Origin of the sequence: Hymenobacter fodinae, from assembly GCF_004745825.1 — a bacterium.
Taxonomy (GTDB): domain Bacteria; phylum Bacteroidota; class Bacteroidia; order Cytophagales; family Hymenobacteraceae; genus Hymenobacter; species Hymenobacter fodinae.
Map to the genome: position 1 here is coordinate 565,149 of NZ_SRLA01000001.1, position 24,164 is coordinate 589,312.

The 24,164-nt window shown below is 55.9% G+C and carries 18 protein-coding genes; 11 read left to right on the plus strand and 7 right to left on the minus strand.

From position 1 onward, the window contains the following. Nucleotides 1-209 precede the first annotated feature (209 nt). The gene (locus tag EU556_RS02415; RefSeq protein ID WP_135430691.1) at nucleotides 210-3,059 is read left to right on the plus strand and encodes a 2-oxoglutarate dehydrogenase E1 component; all 2,850 of its coding nucleotides are present in this window, start codon (nucleotides 210-212) and stop codon (nucleotides 3,057-3,059) included. A 127-nt stretch (nucleotides 3,060-3,186) separates the two neighbouring features. Next, entirely contained in the window at nucleotides 3,187-4,857 is a 1,671-nt protein-coding gene (odhB, locus tag EU556_RS02420) for a 2-oxoglutarate dehydrogenase complex dihydrolipoyllysine-residue succinyltransferase (protein ID WP_135430693.1), read from the plus strand. A gap of 255 nt (nucleotides 4,858-5,112) precedes the next feature. Here odhB and EU556_RS02425 read toward each other — a convergent pair whose 3' ends face one another. From EU556_RS02425 to yedA, 3 genes are all read right to left on the minus strand, one after another. Continuing rightward, nucleotides 5,113-5,502, minus strand: a complete 390-nt coding sequence (locus EU556_RS02425; protein ID WP_135430696.1) for a group III truncated hemoglobin — start codon at nucleotides 5,500-5,502, stop codon at nucleotides 5,113-5,115. 234 nt (nucleotides 5,503-5,736) lie between these two features. Continuing rightward, a complete protein-coding gene (locus tag EU556_RS02430) occupies nucleotides 5,737-8,520 on the minus strand; it encodes an alpha-L-rhamnosidase-related protein (RefSeq protein ID WP_245327373.1) in 2,784 nt (927 codons plus the stop codon). Further along, entirely contained in the window at nucleotides 8,517-9,449 is a 933-nt protein-coding gene (gene yedA / locus EU556_RS02435; RefSeq protein WP_135430699.1) for a drug/metabolite exporter YedA, read from the minus strand. Before yedA ends, EU556_RS02430 begins: the two co-directional genes overlap by 4 nt. A 160-nt stretch (nucleotides 9,450-9,609) precedes the next feature. Here yedA and EU556_RS02440 point away from each other — a divergent pair, with 160 nt between their 5' ends. The 6 genes from EU556_RS02440 (at nucleotide 9,610) to EU556_RS02465 (ending at nucleotide 15,226) form a co-directional block, all read left to right on the plus strand. After that, entirely contained in the window at nucleotides 9,610-11,271 is a 1,662-nt protein-coding gene (locus EU556_RS02440) for a M1 family metallopeptidase (RefSeq protein ID WP_245327374.1), read from the plus strand. A gap of 484 nt (nucleotides 11,272-11,755) precedes the next feature. Further along, entirely contained in the window at nucleotides 11,756-12,403 is a 648-nt protein-coding gene (locus EU556_RS02445; RefSeq protein WP_210116204.1) for a Crp/Fnr family transcriptional regulator, read from the plus strand. A 582-nt stretch (nucleotides 12,404-12,985) separates the two neighbouring features. Further along, nucleotides 12,986-13,369, plus strand: coding sequence for a hypothetical protein (locus EU556_RS02450; RefSeq protein WP_135430707.1), 384 nt, complete (start codon nucleotides 12,986-12,988; stop codon nucleotides 13,367-13,369). Between the two features lie 149 nt (nucleotides 13,370-13,518). Continuing rightward, nucleotides 13,519-13,962 (plus strand): hypothetical protein, encoded by a 444-nt coding sequence (locus tag EU556_RS02455; RefSeq protein ID WP_135430709.1) that lies wholly within the window; start codon nucleotides 13,519-13,521, stop codon nucleotides 13,960-13,962. A gap of 82 nt (nucleotides 13,963-14,044) precedes the next feature. After that, a complete protein-coding gene (locus EU556_RS02460) occupies nucleotides 14,045-14,734 on the plus strand; it encodes a carboxypeptidase-like regulatory domain-containing protein (RefSeq protein WP_135430711.1) in 690 nt (229 codons plus the stop codon). Nucleotides 14,735-14,770: 36 nt separating this feature from the next. Continuing rightward, entirely contained in the window at nucleotides 14,771-15,226 is a 456-nt protein-coding gene (locus tag EU556_RS02465) for a hypothetical protein (protein ID WP_245327376.1), read from the plus strand. Between the two features lie 447 nt (nucleotides 15,227-15,673). Here EU556_RS02465 and EU556_RS02470 read toward each other — a convergent pair whose 3' ends face one another. Further along, nucleotides 15,674-16,423 (minus strand): glucose 1-dehydrogenase, encoded by a 750-nt coding sequence (locus EU556_RS02470; RefSeq protein ID WP_135430715.1) that lies wholly within the window; start codon nucleotides 16,421-16,423, stop codon nucleotides 15,674-15,676. A 278-nt stretch (nucleotides 16,424-16,701) separates the two neighbouring features. Here EU556_RS02470 and EU556_RS02475 point away from each other — a divergent pair, with 278 nt between their 5' ends. Together EU556_RS02475 and lpdA are read left to right on the plus strand one after the other, a co-directional pair. After that, nucleotides 16,702-17,058 (plus strand): winged helix-turn-helix transcriptional regulator, encoded by a 357-nt coding sequence (locus EU556_RS02475; RefSeq protein WP_135430717.1) that lies wholly within the window; start codon nucleotides 16,702-16,704, stop codon nucleotides 17,056-17,058. Nucleotides 17,059-17,486: 428 nt separating this feature from the next. After that, the gene (gene lpdA / locus EU556_RS02480; protein ID WP_135430719.1) at nucleotides 17,487-18,893 is read left to right on the plus strand and encodes a dihydrolipoyl dehydrogenase; all 1,407 of its coding nucleotides are present in this window, start codon (nucleotides 17,487-17,489) and stop codon (nucleotides 18,891-18,893) included. Between the two features lie 56 nt (nucleotides 18,894-18,949). Here lpdA and EU556_RS02485 read toward each other — a convergent pair whose 3' ends face one another. From EU556_RS02485 to EU556_RS02495, 3 genes are all read right to left on the minus strand, one after another. Then, complete coding sequence (locus EU556_RS02485; protein ID WP_135430720.1) at nucleotides 18,950-19,867, minus strand: TIGR02391 family protein; 918 nt, start codon at nucleotides 19,865-19,867, stop codon at nucleotides 18,950-18,952. A 45-nt stretch (nucleotides 19,868-19,912) separates the two neighbouring features. Then, nucleotides 19,913-21,592 (minus strand): vWA domain-containing protein, encoded by a 1,680-nt coding sequence (locus EU556_RS02490; protein WP_135430722.1) that lies wholly within the window; start codon nucleotides 21,590-21,592, stop codon nucleotides 19,913-19,915. Nucleotides 21,593-21,863: 271 nt separating this feature from the next. Further along, complete coding sequence (locus EU556_RS02495) at nucleotides 21,864-22,640, minus strand: suppressor of fused domain protein (protein WP_135430723.1); 777 nt, start codon at nucleotides 22,638-22,640, stop codon at nucleotides 21,864-21,866. 224 nt (nucleotides 22,641-22,864) lie between these two features. Here EU556_RS02495 and EU556_RS02500 point away from each other — a divergent pair, with 224 nt between their 5' ends. Next, on the plus strand, nucleotides 22,865-24,127 hold the full coding sequence (locus tag EU556_RS02500) for a S41 family peptidase (protein ID WP_135430725.1): 1,263 nt from the start codon (nucleotides 22,865-22,867) through the stop codon (nucleotides 24,125-24,127). Nucleotides 24,128-24,164 lie beyond the last annotated feature (37 nt).

Sequence of the window (24,164 nt, forward strand, 5' to 3'; positions counted from 1 at the left end):
CTAGGCCTGTTTTTATTACGTAGAAGCCTTTCCTGTGAACAGGAAAGGCTTTTGTGTATAAATCAGTAGATTGGCTTTCGGAATCATCGCAGGTATTAGTCGATGAATCATTTTGTTGATTCACAGGTTTATTTGCGTATGCGAATATAAGTTTTCGCTTTCTAGTCAGAGGTTTTACCTTTACCCCCGACCACACCAGCTCCCACCGCATGGACGCTTATTCTTATATCGCCAACGCCCACGGCGAATACATCGATCAACTGTACCAAGCCTATAAGAACGACCCTGAATCGGTCGACTTTGGCTGGCGCAAGTTTTTTGAGGGCTTTGATTTTTCGCAGCAATACCCCGAGGATGGGGTTGCACAAGCCGATGGCGAAGGGGTACTCCGTACGCCCGCCAGCACCAACCAAGCCGGGCAGGTGCGTGCCGTTGACACGGTATCGGCCGACAAAGAAACTCAGGTACGTAACCTGATTCATGCCTACCGCAGCCGCGGGCACTTGGTGGCTAACACCAACCCTGTGCGTCCGCGCAAAGACCGCAAAGCACGTCTGGCGCTGGCGGACTTTGGGTTGAGCGAGGCCGACCTGGACACGGTCTTTAAAAACGGCGAGGTGCTGGGTCTAGGCCAGTCAGCCACGTTGCGTGATATTGTAGCGGCTCTAGAAAAGATCTACACTCGAACCATTGGGTTCGAGTACATGTACATCCGCGACCCGCAGGTGCTCGACTGGTTCCGTGAGAAAGTAGAGAAAGACTCGCTCAGCTTCAACCCCGGCGTAGAATACAAGAAGCGTATTCTGAGCAAGCTGAACGAGGCTGTGGTGTTTGAAAACTTCTTGCACACCAAATTCCTAGGCCAGAAGCGCTTCTCCCTAGAAGGCGGTGAAACCACCATTCCGGCCCTCGACGCTATTATTAACAAGTCGTCGGAGCTGGGCGTGAAGGAAGTGATGATTGGGATGGCCCACCGCGGCCGCCTGAACGTGCTGGCCAACATCATGGGCAAGACTTATGAGCAGATCTTCTCGGAATTCGAGGGCACTGCCGTTCCGGACCTGACAATGGGCGACGGCGACGTGAAGTACCACATGGGCTACAGCTCGGAGGTAGAAACGGAGGGTGGCCGGAAGGTAAACCTGAAGCTGGCTCCTAACCCCTCGCACCTGGAGGCGGTGAACCCGGTGGTAGAAGGCTTTGTGCGCGCTAAGATCGAGCACCAGTACGGCGGCGACTACCACCAGATTCTGCCCATCCTGATTCACGGTGATGCTGCGCTGGCGGGCCAGGGCATTGGCTACGAGGTAACGCAGATGTCGCAGCTGGAAGGCTACAAGACCGGCGGTACCATTCACTTCGTCATTAACAACCAAGTTGGTTTCACCACCGACTTCGAGGATGCCCGCTCGTCGATCTACAGCACTGATCTGGCCAAGATCATTGATGCGCCCGTGCTACACGTGAACGGCGACGACCCTGAGGCGGTAGTATTTGCCGTGCGCTTGGCTACGGAATACCGTCAGCAGTTCCACGCCGATATCTTCATTGATATGGTGTGCTACCGCCGCCACGGCCACAATGAGTCAGATGAGCCGAAGTTCACGCAGCCTACGCTCTACAACCTCATCTCGAAGCACCAGAACCCCCGCGAGGTATACAACGCCATGCTGGTGCAACGCGGCGACGTGGATGCGGAGCTGGCCAACCAGATGGACCGCGAGTTCCGCGACCTGCTCCAGGCCCGCTTGGATATGGTGAAGCAGAAGCCGCTGCCTTATAACTACCAGTCGCTCGAAAATGAGTGGCGCAGCCTACGCCGCAGCAAGCCCGAGGACTTCGAGCAGTCGCCCCAGACCGGCATTAGCGAAGAAGTGGTGCAGAAAGTTGGCAAGGCGCTGACCACCCTGCCCGAAGGCTTCCGCCCCCTGAAGCAGATTGAGAAGCTGATGGAGGAGCGCAAGAAAATGTTTTTTGAAAGCCGCGTGCTTAACTGGGCCGCTGGTGAGCTACTGGCCTACGGCTCGCTCTTGCACGAGAAGCATATTGTGCGGGTAAGCGGTCAGGATGTGCAGCGCGGTACGTTCTCACACCGTCACGCCGTCCTGCACGACGCTGAAACTTCGGCCCCGTACAACTCCCTGAACTACATGGAGGAAGGGCAGGAGAAACTCAGCATCTATAACTCGCTGCTGAGTGAGTACGCGGTGCTGGGCTTTGAGTTCGGCTACGCCATGGCTAACCCCACGGCGCTGGTTATCTGGGAAGCGCAATTCGGCGACTTCGCCAACGGTGCTCAGACGATGATTGACCAGTTCATCGTATCGTCGGAAAGCAAGTGGCAGCGCATGAACGGTGTAGTACTGCAGTTGCCCCACGGCTACGAAGGTCAAGGCCCCGAGCACTCTAATGCTCGCCCCGAGCGGTTCCTGCAGCTAGCAGCTGAGAACAACATTATTGTGGCCAACATGACCACGCCGGCCAACTTCTTCCACGCCCTGCGCCGTCAACTGACCTGGGAGTTCCGCAAGCCGCTGGTGGTAATGTCGCCGAAGTCGATGCTGCGCCACCCGCTGTGCGTATCGCCGGTGGAGGAATTTACCTCAGGCGGCTTCCGCGAGGTGCTCGGCGACGTGTACGCCGATGCCAAGAAGGTAAAGCGCGTGCTGCTGTGCTCGGGCAAAGTTTACTTCGACCTGCTGGAAGAGCAGCAGAAGTCGGAGCGCACCGATGTGGCGCTGGTTCGCTTGGAGCAGCTGCACCCCTTCCCCAAGAAGCAGCTGGACGCCGAGCTGGCCAAGTATCCAAAAGCCAAAGTGTACTGGGTTCAGGAAGAGCCCGAGAACATGGGCTACTGGAACTACCTGCTCCGCTTTATGCGCCGCGAACTGGAGGATGTGATTTCGCGCAAGCCTTCGGCGTCGCCGGCTACCGGCTACAACAAGGTGCACGTGAAGGAGCAGAAAGAGCTGGTAGCTCGCGCCTTCGACAAGCCTCGCGAAGAAGTGGCCGACTCCATTATCAAGGAAACCGCCGCGAAAGCACAGAAAACCGACTAAGTAGTTTCTTATTCCGAGCAGAGCGAGGAATCTGGATTAGCCGCTAGGCCAGTACTCAGATCCTACGTTCTGCTTGGAATGGCAACTCAAACGACATTCTCCCGAAAACCCTTCAAAACTCCCACTTATGGGTCTGGAAATTAAAATCCCCGCCGTTGGCGAGTCTATTACTGAGGTTACCATTGCCAAATGGCTCAAGAAAGACGGCGAAACCGTAAAGCGCGACGAGGTAATTGCCGAGCTAGAATCAGATAAGGCTACGTTTGAGCTGCCCGCAGAAACAGATGGGGTACTAAGCATCCGCGTAGCCGAGGGTGAAACCATCGGTATTGGTACTACCATCGCCGAAATTGGTGGCAACGGTGTGGCCAGCGCTCCGGCTGCTGCTCCGGCCGCAGCCAGCACTTCGGCTCCGGCCGCTGACCCCATCAGCAAAGGCGAAGAAAACCCCCAGGCCAGCAACCAGAGCGGTTATGGTGGGTCGCAGGCTGGTTCGGCAAACACGCCTACGGCTCCGGCTACGGGCGGGGCTGCTTCAGGCGGTGGCGCTACGGTAGAAATGAAGATTCCGGCCGTGGGCGAGTCTATTACGGAAGTAACCGTGTCTAAGTGGCTGAAGGAGGACGGTGCCCAAGTACAGCGCGACGAAATTATTGCCGAGCTGGAGTCAGACAAAGCTACGTTTGAGCTGCCCGCCGAAGGTAGCGGCACCCTGCGTCACGCAGCCAAGGAAGGCGAAACCATTGGCATCGGCGCCACTATTGCCCGCATTGAAGGTGGTAGCGGTGCTTCGGCCCCGGCTGCCGCTCCGGCCGCAGCTCCCGCTGCCAGCCAGGCTGCTCCGGCCGCTGCCGCAGCACCTGCTTCTAGCTCCACTAGCTATGCTACTGGCACGCCTTCGCCGGCGGCTGGTAAAATCCTCGGTGAGAAGGGCATTAACCCCGCCGATGTGCAAGGCTCCGGTCGTGATGGTCGCATTACGAAGGAAGACGCCCAAAACGCGCAGGCTCGTCCGGCTGCACCGGCACCCGCTGCTGCTCCGGCTTCGGCACCTGCTAAAGCAGCTCCCGCGCAAGAGGCTCCGGCTGCCAGCGGTAACCGCAACGTGCGCCGCGAGCGGATGAGCAACCTGCGCAAGACGGTAGCTCGTCGTCTGGTGTCGGTGAAGAACGAGACGGCCATGCTCACCACCTTCAACGAGGTGAACATGCAGCCTATCATGGACCTGCGCAACAAGTTCAAAGACAAGTTCAAGGAGAAGCACAGCGTAGGCCTCGGCTTCATGTCGTTCTTCACCAAGGCTGTGTGCGTGGCCCTGAAAGAGTGGCCGGCAGTGAATGCCCAGATTGATGGCACCGACATCGTGTACAACGACTTCTGCGACATCAGCATTGCCGTGTCGGCCCCGAAAGGCTTGGTAGTGCCCGTTATTCGCAACGCCGAGGAGTTGTCATTCGATGGCATTGAGAAGGAAATTGTACGCCTGGCTACGCTGGCCCGCGACAACAAGCTCACCATTGAGCAGATGACCGGCGGTACGTTCACCATCACCAATGGCGGTGTGTTTGGCTCGATGATGAGCACCCCGATCATCAACGCCCCGCAGTCGGCAATCCTGGGGATGCACAACATTGTGCAGCGCCCCATTGCCGAGAACGGCCAAGTAGTGATTCGCCCAATGATGTATCTGGCCCTGAGCTACGACCACCGCATCATCGACGGCCGCGAGTCGGTGTCGTTCCTAGTGCGCGTGAAAGAGCTGCTCGAAGACCCAACTCGTTTGCTGTTGGGTGTGTAAGCATCGCGCTTAGCATAGCACGTAAATAAAGCCGCCTTCTTTTGCCCTTCCATAATGGGTGGATAAAAGAAGGCGGCTTTGTTTTTAAGCAGCAGACTGTAGTGACACCGCTAGGCCAGTAATGGAAAGGTATACCTACAAAAAAGCCCTTCAGAAATATATCTGATGGGCTTTTTGCGGGTGGGATGGGTGGATAGGAGAAGGGCGGGGAAAGGAAGTGGATTGGGGGAAGCGGAAGGGAAACGGAAAGGGATGTTAGTCGACGGGTAACTCGCGGCTGCGAGTTGCGCTCAGGCGGGTTGCTAGTTGCTTAGCAAGTTGTTTAGCTTCTTCGGCTTTCGAGCCCGAGAAGTGTTCCTCAATAGTAGAAGAGAAAATATTGAACCAGTGCTGGATGTGCTGGCCGCTCCGGGGAAGCGCTACCTGCTCGGGCAGCGGCTCGCCTTCGGTGCTACCGTGGCCCAGCAAGGTGCTGCTCCAGTAACGGTACTGCGTGGTGAGGTAGTGGGGCCAGTGAATACGAGCCGCTGCACCGAAGCTGGCGCCAAGCAGGGTATCGTTGGTGGCCTTCTGGCACAGATTATCTACCAGCGTTTTGATATCACGCTCGGTGCAAATGTCAGGCAGAGTAACAGAAGTTTTCATAAGCTGGCGGGGATCAAGCTGTGTGGGCTCTCGGATACGCAGCGAATTTACGCAGGTTGCATTGCATTCGCCAACAAACGGAAAAATTTTATTTTATCTTTTTACAGTGCAGTATAGCGGAAATGGATTTTATGCTCGTAAAGTTCAGAAGTAGCTATAAAACAGCACGGTGTAATAAGATGAAGGAAGCGCGGCCGTTTGAAAAAATATTTGCTTACCGCCCCCATAATCTGCTCACATTCGGGTGAGGCGCACGTAGTCGAGCATGGCTTGGTTTACTTCGCCATGCATGTTCTTGTCCGTGGCCTCGTAGGCCAGAGTTAATGAGTGCGTGCCTTTATTCAGACGCACTAGAATAGGGTTGGAGAAGCCCCAGTCCGACCACGCGTCTTGGCCTCGCTGAGGTAATACCACCGTGCCTAACCGTTGCTGGCCTAGGCGCAGCGTGCGAATAGCGCACTTGTTACTGGTATTAATAGGGCCGTTGCCATTGGCATAGCGGAAGTCGAGGGCATACAGGCCCGTTTCAGGCACCGACAGGCGGAAGGTCAGCTCGCGGTTGCGCTCGGTACTGATTTCTAAAACTCCTTTGCCAGAGTACCCAGTGCCAGCGAAACTCTTGTGCGCCTTCTCAGCTGTGGGGGCGCTGGTTTCTAACTCATATGTGCGCCGGAACTTCTCGGCTTCTACAGGAAGTGGCTCACTGGCGAAGCTTTCGAAACCCTTATTATCTATGGCTACCACTTGGTACTCGGTGTAGGTCACTGGTGCAGGCACGGCAAACTCCGGAGTGGTAGTGCGGCCCGCAAACTGGCCGTTACGCAGCACTTGGTAGGCAGTAGCTCCTTCTACAGCTGGCCAGGTCAGGCTGCCGTGGGCGTAGGCCACTACGGGGGTAAGAGGGGCTACATGGTGCGGTACTTTGTGCTGGGGCGTGGCAGTTGGGGTTTCGTTAGCCAGCTCAATCCGGATGGCGTGCGCGCCCGTGAGCGTTGCGGGTATCGTAGCATTGGGGAGGGGCTGCCCATCGAGCGTGATGTTGCGAATGGTACGGCCGTAGCCCAGCAACTGCATATCTAGCACTGCCTGGCGATACCGGAAGCCGGTAAGCTTGCGCGTGCCCTGCAGCGCCTGCGGTACAAACGGCCGAAACGTAAGCCGGTCGGCCTGGAAATCCATCCCAAACAGCCCTTTATACACCAGTCCTAGCGCGCCCGAAAGGCTCCAGAGCATGTTGCTGCTGTTAATCTCGGTGCCGGCGAAGTCGCCGTTGCTGGCCACGAAGTTCTCCTTGTTGGTCAGGAACAGGGCCGCTGGACGAGCCACGGCCATCATGCTTTCCATAAATGCAGTTTCGTTACCGACTTTTGCTGCAGCCAAACCCCAATAGCTCTGCACGAAAGGCCACACGGCATTATTGTGATAAGGCGGAATACCCGAAATCTGGGGGTAAATGCACGGAATGCCGTACTCCATGACTGGAGTATGCGCCACTACTCGGCGTGCCTTTGCTTCATCAGCTACCTCAAACAGCACCGTAAGAGCTTCCCCGAGGGCCTCAGCTTTGGGGGAAAGCTGCAGAAAGTTGCGACCATAGAGAAACTGGCCATAGTATCCGCGCTCTTCTTGCCACAAGTGCTGGTTTATGCCTTGCTTAATGCGCGCCGCTACGGCCCGGTGGCGGGCCGCTACCGCTGAGTGGCCTAGCTGCTCGGCCATCAAGGCCAGTACCTGGTTGCCTTGGAAGTGCGCCGCATTGGTGCCCAGTGTTTCGCTCTGGTAAATGTCCACGGGCTGCATCCACTTGGGGTAGGTTTGCTCGCGCCAGTCCAGGAACGACGACTCCCCGCGTACCAGACCCGTAGCGGGGTCGTAGGCCACTTGCTGGTCGTCTCCAATAGAGTTCTTGATGATGGGGTACACCTGCCGTAGCCAGGCCTCGTCGCCGGTGGCTTTATAGATTTCCCAAGCGGCCGTAGCCCAAATGATACGGTCAGTAGAGCAGGGGTAGGCACCGCCCGTGCCGGTATCCTGCACAATGCGGCCCTCAGGCGTCACCTTGCGCAGCAGGCTGGTTTTAGCCACTTCCGGTTGCAGCAGGGCCTGTGAGAGAATGATGCTGTAGCTGATGTCGCGCGTCCAGACGCCAGCCCACTCTTGGCCCGTCCGGAAGGTACCGTCGGGTTCCACGGCCCGCTTGGCTTCCTCCAGAGCTAGGTTATATAGCGCATCCAGCAGCGGATAATCAGAAGTGAGCTGCGGAAACGCCGACACGTCGAGGCTCTGTTTCCTGCTACTGGCGGTGCTTTTGGCGCTAGCGGGGGCGTTAAGCGTAACGGTGGTTTCGTAAATGCCGTCGCCATCTGGGTCCTTGAGCTCTAGATGGGGCTTGTTGATGAGGTTATCGAAGTCCCAGCTTAGGGGCGCCGTGTTGCCTGCCACGAACACGTGTTTGAAGTCGTCTTTATATAGCTTCTGCCCGTTGTAGAGTTGATAGAAGCCTTGCTGCCGGAACGCCGCCAGCACCGGCCGCATATCCAGCCGAATGGTTAGGGGCGTGTTGGGAGCGAGGTAAGTGTTGGCTGACACCAGTGTTGGGTCGCGGTATTGGTGCCCGAAAGCAATAAGCGGCGTTTCTAGGCCAGTGCCATCGGCTTTCGGTAGCGCCACAAATAGGTGGTCCTGGCCAATTGGCATTTCATTGTCTCGGCCATTGAGGCTGAACTTAAAGCTTACTTGCGGGCTCAGAAACTCGTTGGCCGGACTGTGGTAATCAGAGGTCAACTTCGTCCGCGACAAGGCCCGTGCCGTGTACGGCCCCTGTACCACTGAATCGGGGAAGACCGAGTAAGCAGCCGATTGCCACATGGGAGCCGCGGCGTTGGCAGCTATATGGGAAGCGGGAGTAGAAGACGTGGTTTTGGGCATCTGGCAGGAGCCTAACAGGCCTAGGGAAAGCAGAGAGTAGGGAAGGAGAGCGAGTGCCTGAGATGTCAGGCCGGTAGTATGCTTGCTCATTTCTTAGGAGTAGTTGAAGATTGTCGCCCGCCTAGTACTACCAGCGCCACGGCCACCACAATAAGGGCAGCTCCGCCCAACATACCGGCATTTAGCTCTTCGCCCGCAAAAGCCCAGCCCAGCAGCACGGCCACCACGGGGTTTACAAAGGCATACGTACCCGCAATGGCGGGCTCCACCACGCGTAGCAGCCAGATGTAAGCGGTAAAGGCCACAATCGACCCAAACGTAACCAAATATGCGTAGGCCAGCCACGACTTAGCGGTTACTTGTGCTAGCGCAAACCCCTGGGCTTCACCCTTAAGTAAGCCTACCACCACCATCACCAATCCGCCACAGAGCATCTGCATACCGCCCGATATAAACGGAGAGGGGGCTGGCTGATGTTTTTTAGAGTACAACGAGCCAATGGCCCACACCAACGCTGCTACTAGCACCAGCGTGGTGCCCAGTCCTTCGTGGCCCGGAAGCGCCACATGACTGACACCGGGCGTGCGGGCCAGCAGATATACGCCACCCAGGCCCAACGCTAAGCCCACGGCCACCAACGGGGCCGGGCGGCTGGCTAGGCCACTCCACCAGCCCAGCACCGCCAGAAACATGGGCACCGTGGCCACCAGCAACGCCGTCAGGCCCGAGGGTATGTACTGCTCACCCAGCGTCACGCCCCCGTTCCCGAAGGCCAGCAGGCAGGTGCCGATGAAAAGGGCCGTGCCCCATCCGTGTGTGGTAGGAGCCGGTTCCCCCTTCCAGCGCATGTAGCCGTAGAGTAGGGCTCCGGCGGTAGCGTAGCGCGTGCCCGCCATGAGTAGGGGCGGCATAGAGTCAATGGCGAACCGGATACCCAGGTAGGTAGAGCCCCAGATAATGTATAGGGCCGCAAAAGCCAGCAGGATGGAAGCGCGAGAAGGAGAGGCAGGTGCAGACATGCCGCAAACCTACGTTGGTTTTGGGAGGCAGCCCCTAACTGCTATAGAAGAGAGGGCGCTAACTCAGGCCCTATGCCCTGTTACCCTCAACGCGCATAGCCTAATGCAGCGTTTCGCTCCTGATGCCGTTCTTTACTTCGTACTTACATCTGGTTTCCCTGTGCGCTCCTTTCTACTTGTTGCTTTCTGTGGCCTGCTAGGCCTGTCTCGTCCCGTCGCTGCTCAGTTGTTGAAAGCCAAGCCCACCTTCACCCGGGCCGACACGTTGCGCGGAGCCCTCACGCCCCTGCGCACCTGCTACGACATCAACTACTACCACCTCGATGTAAAGCTGGACGTGGCCAAAAAGGCTCTCAGCGGCTCCAATGAGTTTCGGTTTACGGCTACCCAGGATTTCACACGCCTGCAGTTTGATCTGTTTGCCAACCTGAATGTAGAAAAGGTGGCCTACGAAGGCAAAGAGGTGCCATTTACCCGCGAAGCCAACGCCGTGTTCGTCACGTTTCCGCAACCAATCCGGAAGGGGCAGCGCGCGGCCTTTACGGTGTTCTACTCCGGGCAGCCTACTGTAGCCGAAAATGCACCCTGGGATGGGGGCCTCGTTTTCACCCAAGATGCCAAGGGCAAACCTTGGGTAGCCACCGCCTGCCAGGGAGTGGGGGCCAGCATCTGGTGGCCTACTAAAGACCACCAGGCCGATGAAGTAGACAGTATGCTCATCAGCATCTCGGTGCCCAAGGGCCTAAAGGATGTCTCGAATGGCCGCTTGCGGGCTACCACACCGCTTAAAAACGGTTATACCCGCTACGACTGGTTCGTGAGCAACCCCATCAATAACTACGATGTGGCCATGAACGTGGGCGACTATCAACACTTCTCCGGCGGCACCTACGCCGGTGAGAAAGGCCCCCTCACCCTCGACTACTGGGTGCTGCCCGAAAACCTAGCCAAGGCTAAAAAGCAGTTCGCCGCCAACGTGCCGCCCATGCTCAAGGCTATGGAATACTGGTTTGGGCCTTACCCGTTTTACAAGGATGGATACAAACTGGTTGACGCTCCCCACCTGGGCATGGAACACCAGAGCGCGGTGGCCTACGGCAACAAATACCTCAACGGGTACCTGGGCAAAGACCGCTCCGGCACGGGTTGGGGCATGAAGTGGGACTTCATCATCATTCACGAAAGCGGCCACGAGTGGTTCGGCAACAACATCACCAGCAAGGATATTGCTGATATGTGGATTCACGAGGCCTTCACCACCTATTCTGAGGCCCTGTTTGTGGAAAGCCAATTTGGGAAAGAAGCTGCTCAAGCGTACATCCATGGGCAGCGCCGCAATATCCAGAACGATGAGCCTATTATCGGCCCCTACGGCGTTAACAAGGAAGGCTCCAGTGACATGTACGATAAGGGCAGCAACATGCTCAACACTATCCGGACGGCCCTCAACAACGACGAGAAGTGGCGACAGGTGTTGCGGGGGCTGGGCAGCACCTTCTACCATCAAACCGTCACGACGGAGCAAATAGTGGCCTACATCAATCAGCAGAGTGGCCACGACTTCACGGCTGTGTTCAACCAATATCTGCGCCACACGGCACTTCCTACCCTGGAGTTGCGCTTCGAGGAAAACCGCACGCTAGCCCGCTGGATAGCTAATGAGCCTGCCTTCGACCTGCCAGTGCAAGTGCGCGCCAAGGGCGGAAGCTACCAGTTTATCAAGCCCACTACCCGGTTTGCCCCTATTGAAGTGCCTGGGCTCACGAAGCAGAATGTGGAAGTTGACACGCTTAACTGCTATATCGGGATATTAGTGGAGTAGCCGCTGGTTGTACTATGCCACCTGGCGGGCTTGTACTAACGGAAGGAAAAGGCGTCATGTCTTATTTTGGGACAGTGTTTCTCATATTAGGAACATTTCATGTTCGCTATGCCCGAACTTTAAGCTCGACTATAGGGTTGAAGCTAGATTAAAAATCTTTAATTTTGGGCGTTACAACTTAAGTAAGCCTGAATTGTGGCACTCCTTGGTGTTGTACAGCGGCCGTATAGCTGTGAATAAAGACAGTTTGGAGACTATTTTGTAATAAGACTTTTTGTATACTGAGCCCGACAGTGGAAGGCGCTTGCATGAGTATCTACCACGGTTGGGTTAAGTAAGTGCCTGCTTTTGGCGCACTATAAAGGGTATTGTGTATGAAGGCTAAGAGTATTGTTGTGAGCGTTTCCTTATCTCTTCAAGCATGAAGTCGAAAGCTACTGCACCGGCTAACTGCCAAGACTGTCCCCACCTGCAGCATTCACTCATGGGTAACTGCCAAATGAGTGAACTGTCGTTGGTATCGGTGGGCAAAGTGTATCAGGTATACCAGAAGGGGCAGGTAATTTTTCGGAAGGGCAGCCGGGCCGCTGGCCTTTACTGCATCCGGGAAGGCAAAGTGAAGCTATCGAAGCTCACTGGCGACGGCAAAGAGCAGATAATCCGGTTAGCCAAAGAGGGCGACGTGCTGGGTTACCGCTCGCTCATGACCAACGACCACTACACCACTACCGCCGTAGCTCTCAGCGACTGTGTGGTGTGCTTGGTACCCCGCACCGACTTTTTCAGCATTATTGAGCAGAACGCGCAGTTCTCACACTCCCTTATGCGGCTTCTGGCCAAGGCGCTGGGCGAAGCAGAGGAGCGTATCCTGCACGCTGCTTACAAGCCCGTGCGCGAGCGGTTGGCTGAGGCCCTATTACTGCTTCACCACCTCTACCAGCCCGCGTTACCGGGTCCTTTCAGTATCCCTATTACGCGCGAAGACTTGGCTGCGCTTATGGGTACGGCCAAGGAAACAGCCAGCCGTCTGCTCTCCGAGTTTCGTGATGAGGGCCTGGTTATAACCCAGGGCAGCCGCATTACCCTGCTCGACCTCGACAAAATAGGAAAGCTCTCCGCCCTTTACGACTAGGCCACTACCTAAAAGGATATTACCGCCAAGCGGCTCCCCGAAGTCTATGCTTCGGGGAGCCGCTTGCGCTTTTATAGGCCTGCCTACTGACCGGTTACCTTCACCTAAGCAGGTATGTAGTGTGAAGTAGCTCAACTAGTAAAAATATTATTTGCCAAAGCCGAAACCTTGTTGGCTATTCCTGCCGTATAGGAAGCCGCGTGCTGGCAAGAAGAGCTAAGAAGTTGGGTGTGAAGTGCTCAAGTTGTAATCCGGCAGGAATTTATATAAATTGGATATTATCTTCCCGAAATGGGTTCCCAGTTTGAATAGAGTGGGAAAAATTTAACTACAATCATTTATTTAAGTGATGAAGGTCATTTTGTGAGGTAGATGGAATGAGGAGATTTGTACAACAAGTTCACTGATCGTCACGGTATTGAGCCGCCGATTAATGAGTTTAGACTACAAAGTTTTTCCTTGTTAAGTCCAAAATTAGTGGAGTGGCCAACGCGTGGGCCCGAAACCAATCGATGATGGATAGTGGGAAAGCAAGTGCAATCGGTTTTTTTCTCCTCCTCTTTTTCTCCTCCTTATTGAAACATGGCTTACTCAGTTAACAATCCCGCTGGTAAAGTAGTACAGGAAATCATCAACGATCTGCCTTCTCTGATGGCAGTAGCCGTAGTAGACGTTACCTCCGGCATGAGCCTGGCCTCGCACACCAACGTGCCTAGCATCAATCCCGATACGGCCGCTGCTTACAACACGGAAGTAGTGAAGCAGAAGCAGAAAGCCATGACGGCTCTGAAACTGCAGGGTGAGTCGATTGAGGACATCCTCATTACCCTCTCTAACCAGATTCACCTGCTGAAGCTGACCGAAGCTGGCAACAAGTTCATCTACCTGGTAGTGAACTCCCGCGACACCAACCTCGCCATTGCTCGCGAGGTGCTGCGCACTCACGTAGCCGGCCTCAACAACTAAGACTGGCCAACCAAACAAGTAGGGCCAGTGGGAAACCGCTGGCCCTGCTTTGCTTCTGCGAAACAAGGTGGCCCGCTGGCCCCGGTCACGCTAGGCCACTTGGTTTCGCCTGGTAGCGCGCCACACAGCGGGCGCAAATTTGTAGGCCTATGCACATACCCTTTCTACAACGCTTGCAGGGACTAGCCGGGCCCGCCGTCAGCAAGGTGATGAGTAGTGGCTCTGGCCCTGAGAAGGATGCCGCCGAGCGAATTATTCAGCAGGTGCTGGCCGGCTTGCCCGAGTTGCTGGGGGCAGCCGTGGTGCAACTGGCCTCGGGCCAGGCCCTAGCTCAGTATACATCCTCCCGCGAGTTTCACCTCAGTAAGGTACTGGGCTTCAATACGGAAGTGGTGCGGCAGCAGCAAAAAGCTTTAGCCGCCCTGCAACTGGGCCCCGATGAACAGCTCGAGGAAATTTTAATTACGCTTCATACGCAACTGCATCTGTTGCGCTTATTACCAGATGGCCAGCGGTTCCTCTATGTGGCCGTAGACTGCCGCGACACCAATCTGGGTATTGCCCGCGAAGTAATGCGCACCTGCGAACAATAGCCGCAGGTGGCCTGGGTTGCTTCGGGGGTGGGTTTATTCGGTTACCTCATTCGATTCATTCATTTCAACCTCTCTTTCGCCTATGAAATTGACAGCTTCTCCCTTCGATCCTCAATCCGGTGAACTGTTGCCGGTGTACCGGGATGCGTATCTGCGCGGCGACCTAAGCAAGGCTTCGGCTAAAGCCGTTGAGGCGTACCTGCATCGGGATTCAGATCAGGCACACACTACCCTCACCCGCTTCCAGGAGCTGCAGGCCGCCGAGGAGGCTGGTACTGCCCCAAGCTGGGTGCAGAAGCAAATTCAGTACATCCGGGCTGAGCCCGTGCGCTTCCGCCGCCGTGCCTCGGCCATGGTGGCCTCGGCAGTGCTGGTGGGCACGGTGGTGTTTGCAGGCACCAGCATCCCCACAGAGCGTCTACCCTCTGACAACATCCCTACTGAGCTAACCGCCAGCGCCGAAGTGGCCTCTACGGAAGCGGCAGCCTCCGCTGCTTCGTCGATGCGTATGATTACTGTGCGCGGCAAGATTCTTAATGAAAACGGCAAGCCCCTGGCCGGAGCTACGGTTATGCACCCCGGCAGCCGCTACGGCGTGTCAACCAATGCGGAAGGCGAATACGCCCTGACCGTACCCGCTGGCACCAGCACGCTGAAGTATGGCTATGGTGGCTACCAGGACGAAGAGGTAGCGGTGAAAGGCTCTAACACGGCCAAGGTAACCTTGCTTCCGCGCGAACAGCAGAAGAAGCATCGGTGGTTGTTTTTCTAGGCGTCCACCGCGCCTGTGTATGTAGTAGAAGCGTGAGTGAAGCCTAAATCGTACCGCAAAAAATCCTCTCGTCGGCCAGACAAAGCCCCCAAGCCGCTTGCCCCCGATCCATTGGCTACGCAAGTAGTACGCAACGTGCTAACCGAGCTGCCTGGTTTGTTGGCTGTGGCCGTGGTAGATGTAGCCTCGGGTAATAGTCTGGCGTCGCACACTAACTCGCCCGCCATTAATCCCGCTACGGCAGCCACCTTCAATGCGGAGGTGGTGAAGCTCAAGCAAAAGGCCATGACCGCGCTGCAACTGTCCGACGAAACTATAGAAGACATACTTATTACGCTTTCCAGCCAGCTGCATTTGCTGAAAATCACGGAAAACGGTGAGCGGTTCATCTACCTGGTAGTGAACTCCCTGGATACCAACCTGGGTATTGCCCGCGAAGTACTGCGGGCGCAAGCACACCAACTGGAAACGCACACTGGCCTAGCGGCTTAAACCATAGTCTGAATAAATAGTAAGCTCCTCTTCTGGCCACGGAAGAGGAGCTTTTAGTTTTGTTGTCAGTTACAAAGTAGCCTAAGCTAGATCTATGAACTAAAGCTAGTTTCCCACCTTGGAAAGGAGGGGTTAGGGGTGGTTGACTGTCTTAGAACAACTCTGTAAACGCACGTCATCCTGAGCCCCAGCGAAGGATCTTATCACGTCAGCACCGGGCGCTAGGCCAGTCGTTCACGCGTGGTAAGATCCTTCGCTGAGGCTCAGGATGACGTGCGTTTATGTTAGATTAGTGTGGCAACGTCAGCACGCGAGATGTCTCGGCAAGCTCGACATGACGGGCTGGGGTAGTCGTACTAGGCCAGTCAGGTACACTAAACCTCACACAGCAACTTGCATGCTTAGCAGGACAGCGTTGCTCTGCTCGCCTGAGCAGTGGCCTAGCACTTATATCTGAGCGGAGCCGCCATCCACGAACAGTTCAACACCCGTGACGAAGCTGCTGTCGTCGGAAGCGAGGAAGGAGGCTACTTTGGCAATTTCGTCAGGGTCACCGAGGCGGCCGAGGGGGATGGTGCTCACCAAGTGTGCCTTGAGCTGCTCTGTCTCCTCTGGGGTGCTGACGAGACCATCTAGGGCGGGCGTAGCAATAGGTCCGGGGCTCAGGGCATTTACCCGGATCTTGCGCTGCTTCAGGTCAGAAGTCCAGGTGCGGGCGAAGGAGCGGACTGCCGCCTTGGTGGCGCTGTATACGCTGAAGGCCTCGCTGCCCTTGATGGAGGTGATAGACGCATTCAGGATGATAGAACTGCCATCTTTGAGCAGGGGTAAGGCTTTTTGCACCGTAAATACCAACCCCTTTACATTGCTGTTGAATGTCCGGTCGTAATGCTCTTCGGTGATGGCGCCCAGCGGGACAAACTCGCCACCGCCGGCGTTGGCAAACACAATATCAAGGGTGCCTTTTTCGGCCTGCACGGTAGCGAATAGGCGGTCGAGGTCGGCGAGGTTGGCCACGTCGCCCTGCACGCCGGTTACGTTGCGGCCAATTTGCTGCACGGCTGCGTCGAGCTCTTGCTGGCGGCGGCCAGTGATGAATACATAGGCGCCTTCTTCTACGAACCGCTTAGCCGTGGCTAGGCCAATACCGCTGTTTCCGCCCGTAATGACGGCAACTTTTCCTTCTAACTTTTTCATGAGGTGTATCCTCTGGTGCAGAGGAAATAGATGTAAGAGAGTAGAGCCCGCTGGCGTAGTTGCCACGAGCCGATAAACACGAGTAGCCTAGGCCACTCATCCGAAGACAGCCGCTGATCAGGTCGGCTTTCTGCGGCAAACGACACAAGCGTGCTAGCAGCTTGAGTGCGTTTGTTACGCAAAGGAACTGTTGATAGTGTGGATTAGTTACTATTGGGTAGTAAGTTTGCGAAGAAACTAGTTACAAGCACGTTACTAGTAACCTTAAGGTAACTATCATGAAAAACGACCAGCTGCTTAACTCCACTTGCTCCATGACGCGGACTATGGGCATCCTTGGCGGGAAATGGAAGCCCCTCATTATTTGGAGCATAGGTAAGCGGCGCATTCGGTTTGGGCAGCTGGCGGCGCACATCCCCCTGATATCGCGCAAGGTGCTGGCTGAGCAGCTGAAGGAACTAGAAGAATCCGGCCTGATTCTGCGCGAAGCCTTCAATGAAGTGCCACCCCGTGTTGACTACCTCCTCACCGAAAATGGCTTGCGCCTACTGCCTATCCTCAAAGCCCTCAGCGAATGGACCTGCAGTTGCGAAGCCACTGTTGCTGACGCTTCATTAGTTAAGACCGCAAACTAGTTCCCCTCCTTAGATAAGGAGGGGTTAGGGGTGGTTGAACTGGCCTAGAACGACCCTGTAAACGCACGTCATCCTGAGCCCCAGCGAAGGATCTTTTCAGGTATGAACAATTAGCCTAGCGACTCGTGCTGACGCGAGAGGATCCTTTGCGCTGCTCAGGATGACGTGCTATTTGGTTGAGTTACGTTGGCAACGTCAGCACGCGAGATGTCTCGACAAGCTCGACATGACGGCCTAATGAGTTGTTCTGTTAACATCGTTCTACTATCGTTAACCACCCCTAGCCCCTCCTCAGCTGAGGAGGGGAACTAGCATCTAGCTCTAGTTAAGACCCTGACCTTGGTCAGTATTTCACAAATACACCACTTCACAAATTCACCGTGCGTACCTTCGCGCCCGTTGATTTCCACCGAATTCACTCGTTGAATATGAACCAATACGACGTTACCGTCATCGGCTCCGGCCCAGGCGGTTATGTGGCGGCCATCCGCTGCGCCCAGCTAGGCCTCAAAACTGCCCTGATTGAGAAGTACAGCACCCTGGGCGGCACCTGTCTCAACGTGGGCTGCATTCCCAGCAAAGCCCTCCTCGACTCGACGGAGCACTTCCACAATGCCGGCCACACCTTCAAGGAGCACGGCATTGAGCTGAGCGACTTGCAGATCAACATGAACCAGCTCATCGACCGGAAGAACGGGGTGGTGAAGGCCAATACCGACGGCATCCAGTTCCTGATGAAGAAGAACAAGATCGACGTGCTGCACGGCGTCGGTTCGTTCGTAGATAAGAATCACATCAAAATACAGCCCACCGCGGGCGGCGAGGAGCAGCAGATCGAGACGAAAAACGTCATCATTGCGACTGGCTCTAAGCCTACTGTGCTGCCCTTCATTCAGCAGGACAAGCAGCGCATCATCACCAGCACCGAGGCCCTGAACATTCGGGAGGTGCCCAAGCACATGATCGTGATTGGGGGCGGCGTAATCGGGCTAGAAATGGCGTCGGTGTACGCTCGTCTCGGCGCGAAGGTATCGGTGATTGAGTTCATGGACTCGCTCATCCCGACCATGGACCGCGCCCTCGGCAAGGAGCTGAAGCGCATCCTGGGCAAAATCGGCATCGAGTTCTTCCTGAGCCACAAAGTAACTGGCGCTACCCGCGAGGGCGACGCCGTAACGGTAACCGCTACCAACCCGAAAGGCGAGGAAGTAAAGTTTGAAGGCGACTACTGCCTGGTGGCCGTGGGCCGCGTGCCCTACACTGCGGGCCTGAACCTGGAAGCTGCCGGCGTAGAAATGGAAGAGCGCGGCCGCATCAAGGTAGATGAGCACCTGCAAACCAACGTGCCCGGCATCTACGCCATCGGCGACGTGATTCGGGGGGCTATGTTGGCCCACAAGGCCGAGGAAGAAGGCGTGTTCGTGGCCGAAACCATTGTAGGCCAGAAGCCGCACGTAAACTACCTGCTCATCCCCGGCGTGGTGTACACCTGGCCAGAAGTAGCCGGCGTAGGCTACACCGAAGAGCAACTGAAGGAGCAGGGCAAGGCCTACAAAACTGGCTCGTTCCCCTTCCGTGCCTCGGGCCGCGCCCGCGCCTCCATGGACCTCGACGGCTTCGTGAAAGTGCTGGCCGACAAGGAAACCGACGAAATCCTGGGTGTGCACATGATCGGCCCCCGCATCGCCGACCTCATTGCCGAAGCCGTAACGGCCATGGAGTTCCGCGCCTCTGCCGAGGACGTAGCGCGCATGAGCCACGCCCACCCCACCTACGCCGAAGCCATGAAGGAAGCCTGCCTAGCCGCCACCGAGAACCGCGCGATTCATATGTAATTCTGCACTTGCGATAAATATAAAGAGGCTGCAACTCCTAGGAGTTGCAGCCTCTTTTAATTCCTGACTACCAATTCAGCCTCGTCGACTTTTCTGAAAAGTACACTCGCAAATGATAGCCACTCTAATGTCTTTTGCGGATCGTTCTGTTCTATAAGGCTATGTGCTTTGGGGTTTCTAATCGCCATTACTGCTCCTTTGAATAGTAGCATATAACCTTGCCTTTCGTTTTCGTCCTCTGATAATTTTAAAACAGGGTTTCTTGGTGAAAATACGTTGTCCATAAGTTGTGATCCATCCAAATCAGATCTGTTAGACTTTCTCTTTACATAATCAACTAAATGAATATATGTATCAAGTATTGCTTGTCTGTAATGACCATTGGAATAAAGGTTGCCAACAGCAGATTGGACAGATGTATGTAGTAAGGGTATAATATTTGATAAAGTCTGAACATCATTGCGCTGTAACTCTTCTTGATGATCTATTAAATCTGTTAATTTATTTATGAGAGATGACTTGATGTCATTTAGGATACCTACTACTGAATAAGGTGCGAATTGGAATCTGCTAGCATCAAAGCCCAAGTTTTGTCTTATTAAGGAATTAAAACTTGAATCACTCAATGTAATCATAGTGCTTGCTTTTGCGAATTCTTCGAGTTCAGCAATTCCGTTTCTTAATCGGTATTCATTTGCAAATTTTAGGTCAGGATTATCTATTCTCATTATTTGCCCGTAATCATTTAGGTATTGACCAGGTAATGATCTGTATTCAGGTACAACTACATCGTTGTCCATATAGGAGTTACCTTTAAAATAACCGTTAAATTCTAAGTTAACCCACTTTTCTAAATGTGGATCTTTTATTTTCTTAGATAGTACTAGTGCACTTGGGAATACTTTGCTCAAGTTTTCTTCTGATACAAGCCTGTCTATAATGCCTTTGCAATCTTTTGTGATTTGAAAATTCATAAGTTCAATTGTAAAGTTGAGTTGACGAGAAATTATAAATATGTACTAAGTCTTCTGCACCAGTTTAAACCCATCCTTGGTTACTTGGTACTGCTGACCTTGGATGGTAATGGTTTCGCCTTCTAGCAGTTTGCTTAGGTTCTCGATGTCGCCCTCGATGGTGTGCAGGGTGAAGCCGTGTTTGCGGGCCAGGGCGAGGTAGCGCGGGTTGATGTAGTCGCGGACCCCGCAGAGGATGATGCGGATGTGGGCCGTGGTGTTTTTGAGGAGCTTGGCGTCGCGGGGGAAGGTGTAGTTGTCGGCAATCAAGATGAGGTCCGTGGGGGCGGAGTCAGGGCCGGTGAGCTGCTGGGCGTAGAGCAGGGCTTCGGCGTCATTTTCGGGCGCGTCGCCGCCCCCGCCGGCCTTCATGGTCTCGATGAGCTTGTTCTTGATGGCCTCGTAGCTATCCGTTTTCACGTGGTAGAGGCCGCCGGTTTTGCCCACGCGCTTGTCTTTGTCGGGCTGGTCGTTGCCATCGTTGAAGAACACGAAGGTTTTCTCGTCTTCGAGGGCGCTGAGCTGCAGCCAGGCCAGTAGGTCGTAGGTGTAGGGGAACATGCTGCCGGTAGCATCGGTCACTACCACTTCCTTGCTCCACTCGGGGTGGCGCTGCATTACGCGGGAAACCACGTTGGCATCAGGCGGCAGAGGCAGCTCCTCGGCGGTGGTATCAGCGGCGGCCAGCAGCTCGCCTTTCTTGGTGATGCGTGCTTCGCAGTAGTCGTTTTTGTGCTGCTTGTTCTTCTTTTTCAGGAACACGCGGTAGAGCCGGGTCGCCGAGTCGGGGAGGGCGAAGTTGGTGAAGCCCATGTCGGCCTCGCCCAGCAGCTGAAACGGCCCAATCGGCAGCCGGATAACGCCTTTGGCCAAAAACGGAAACATCTTCCGATCAATGGGGAAGCCGGAGTTAAACGCCACGCTCTTCCGGATGGCTTCTTCCAGCTCAGCGGTGCAAAGTGGCCTAGCGGTAGGCAGCACCTTCACCGTTTGGAGGGTGCCATTGGCGGCTACCGTGAGCTCAAACTTTACGATTTGGGCGTCGCGCTGGGGGCAGTGGTAGAGGCGGCGCAGGCTACGGGCCATCTGGCGGTTGCTGAAGCGGCTGGCTGGCAGGTTGCAGGCCACCTTTTTGCCGGGGGCTTTCTTGCTGGCCTTGGGGCGCTTCTTTTCCAGGATGCGCAGCTTGCGCGTGAGGCTGTCGAGGTCGGCGCGGCTGGTGGCGGCAGTGGCGTGCCGGGCCACGTACACCACAAACCCATGAAAAAACGGCTGGCACTCGGCGGGGCTGTTGCAGCCGGTTTGCTCCACCAGCGTCCAAGTCACGGACTCATCCTGCAGCAGACCGGGTAGGCCACTCGCCAGGTTGCGGATGCGGCTGAGGTTGAGCTGGCGTTGGTTGAAGGCGGGGTTGAGGCGGAAGGCCGTGTATACCAGATCAACCCGCACAATGTGGCGGTCCTGCAAGTGCAGGGCCTGCAGGTCGGCACCCGAGAAGGTGGAGGGCAGCCGCAGGGCCTCCAGGTCGGGTAGGGGCTGGTAGCGCGCGGTGCGGTAGGCGTTGAGCTGGTCGTAAAAAGTGTTTAGCTCGGCGTCAGAAACGGATGCGGTTTGGGCGTTGGTGGCAACGGTGGCTAGCAGTAGAAATAGGCTACAGAGAACAGCCCGCACTGGAACAGGAAACATAGAATAGGATAGCGAAGCACTAGGGAGTGCAAAATAGGGGTTTGCCGGGAGGCGGCCTAGCGGGGCGCCTCACCTCCTGGTCACCTTGGCTTAACGCGCCGCATCCTCCGGAGAGAGGAGTGCTTTCTAACATGAGAAACGTCATTCCGAGCTTGTCGAGGAATCTCGCATGCTGACGTCAGGGTTACTACCACGACATCAGCACGCGATATTCCTCGACAAGCTCGGAATGACGTTTAGTTAGACTGCTGAAACGAAACCGCCTCTTCGGCTACCACAGGCCTAGGAAACCTTTCTTGGCGGCTACGTTGGGGCGGTCTAGGTCTACCACGTCGGTGATGCCGCGCTCCTCGAACTTGTCGATTAGGGCTTCGGCGCCTTTGTTCATTTTCAGGTCCATTTCCTCCTTGTAGATGGCGTAGAGAGAATAGAAGTAGATGGTTTTCTCCTCGCTGATTTTCAACTCGTGAAATTCATCGGGCAGGCTGAGTGAGGGCAGAAGCAGCATGCAGCCCAGCTTGGTATTGGAGGCGAAGGGCTCGGCGTCTTCCCCGTTGGGGATGGTGTGGCCAGAGCCCAGCCAGGTGCGGTACTCGTGGGGGAAGCGCGCCAGATACTTCAGCCACCGGATGGGCCAGTACTGGTCTTCCATGGCATCCTCGTCCTCGTACTCGGCGTCAGGGCCCATGTCGGGGAACTCCCAGGTGCTGGGCAGCAGAATACACAGCTCGGCGTAGCGCCAGTCCTCGGCACCTTCAGGCACCGTCATGGGTAGGTCACTCATACCAGAGGTAACTAGGGCCTTGAAGGGAAAGTCGGCACTGGGCTCCACGAAATGCACATCCAGGTGCACTTTGTCGGAAATAAGCTCGTGAAACACGCCGCTCACTGGGCCGATGTGGCGCTCAATATGGTCGGAAATGGCCTGAATGGTTTCATCGTCGCCGGCGGCCAAGGTAAACTCTTCGGGCTCTACGTTCTCGTAGCGGTAAATGGGGCCACCAGCAGGCGTCAGTTCCTGCTCCGATTCGGGGTCTTGCTCAGTCATAGAATAAAGAAAGATGGAAATGATAAATAGGAAGGAGGGAATGTAGTTAAGCGCCGCTAGGCCACTATCACGTTGCCAGATGTATAAGAAGAAAAGTACTGGCACCGGCGGCCAGGGCTGCCCTGAAAAGGCCTCGCCAAGGAGGGGCACCCCAGGGGAAGCTCAGCAGAATGTACGGCAGTTTTAGTAACTAGTAGGGCGCATCTTTTATCTTTTTATTTGCGGTGATATATACTCGTTGGCGCCTGCTGGGCGCACTCTGCTTACTGCTCCTGCCCACAGTGCTACTCGCCCAAACCACGCTCACGCCGGCGCAGTACCAGCAGGATTTCGACTACTTCTGGACGACCGTCAACGAGAACTACTGCTACTTTGAGAAGAAGCAGACGGATTGGGCGAAGGTGCGCACCTACTACGGGGCGCAGCTGCCGGGTATTACCACAAAGGCGCAATTCACGCGCCTGCTGGAAAACGCCCTCAACGAGCTCTACGACAACCACGCTTCCCTCTCCACCAACCTACCCGACTCGCGCCGCCTGTTGCCCTCCGGCACCGACGTATGGGCGCAATACCAACAGGGCAAGCCGGTAGTGGTGGCGGTGCGCGTGGGCTACGGGGCCGAGCGGAGTGGCCTACGCCCCGGCATGGAGCTGGTGGCAGTGAACGATGTGCCCCTAACCCAGGCCGTGCCGCCCCTGCTAGGCCACTGCCTGAAGATTGTGGATGAGGCTGCCCGCGAAGTGGCCCTCAACCAAGCCCTGGCCGGCACCCACGATATGCTGCGCAAGCTGACGGTACGAAGCCAAGGCCGCCTGCTGCAGTTATACCCCGATAAGCCCACCGCCCAGCTAGAGAACATCCGCTACGCGGGGCTGCTGGAAAGCCGGCAAATCGGCACCGTGGGCTACATCAAAATTAACAACAGTCTCGGCGACAACCGCCTGATGACCGCCTTCGACAGCACCCTGGATGCGCTGGCCGCCACTACGGGCCTCGTGTTGGACCTGCGCGAAACGCCAGGTGGCGGCAACTCCACGGTAGCCCGGGCTATAATGGGGCGCTTCATCACCCTGGAACAGGGCTACCAGCGCCACGAGTTTGCAGCGGAAGAGCGGGAGTTTGGCATCAAGCGCAGCACGATTGAGCTGGTCTCGCCGCGGGCCAAGCCCTACACTAGGCCACTCGTAGTACTGGTGGGGCGCTGGACGGGTAGCATGGCCGAAGGCATTACCGTGGGCTTCGATGCCATGCGCCGCGCCACTATACTGGGCACCGAAATGGCCCGCCTGAACGGGGCCATTGAGTCGTTTCGGCTGCCGAACGCGGGCTTTGGCTTTAATATCCCCACCGAGCGGCTGTACCGGATAGGTGGCCTACCACGTGAGAACTTCGTGCCCGCTGAGCAGGTAGACCTTACTGCCCTCCCAGGCACCGATGCTGAGTTGAATAAGGCCCTGGAGTTGCTGAAAGCGGCAGCTAAACCATAGCTTCGGAGACCACCTGCCTGCGCATGAATCTGGTCCT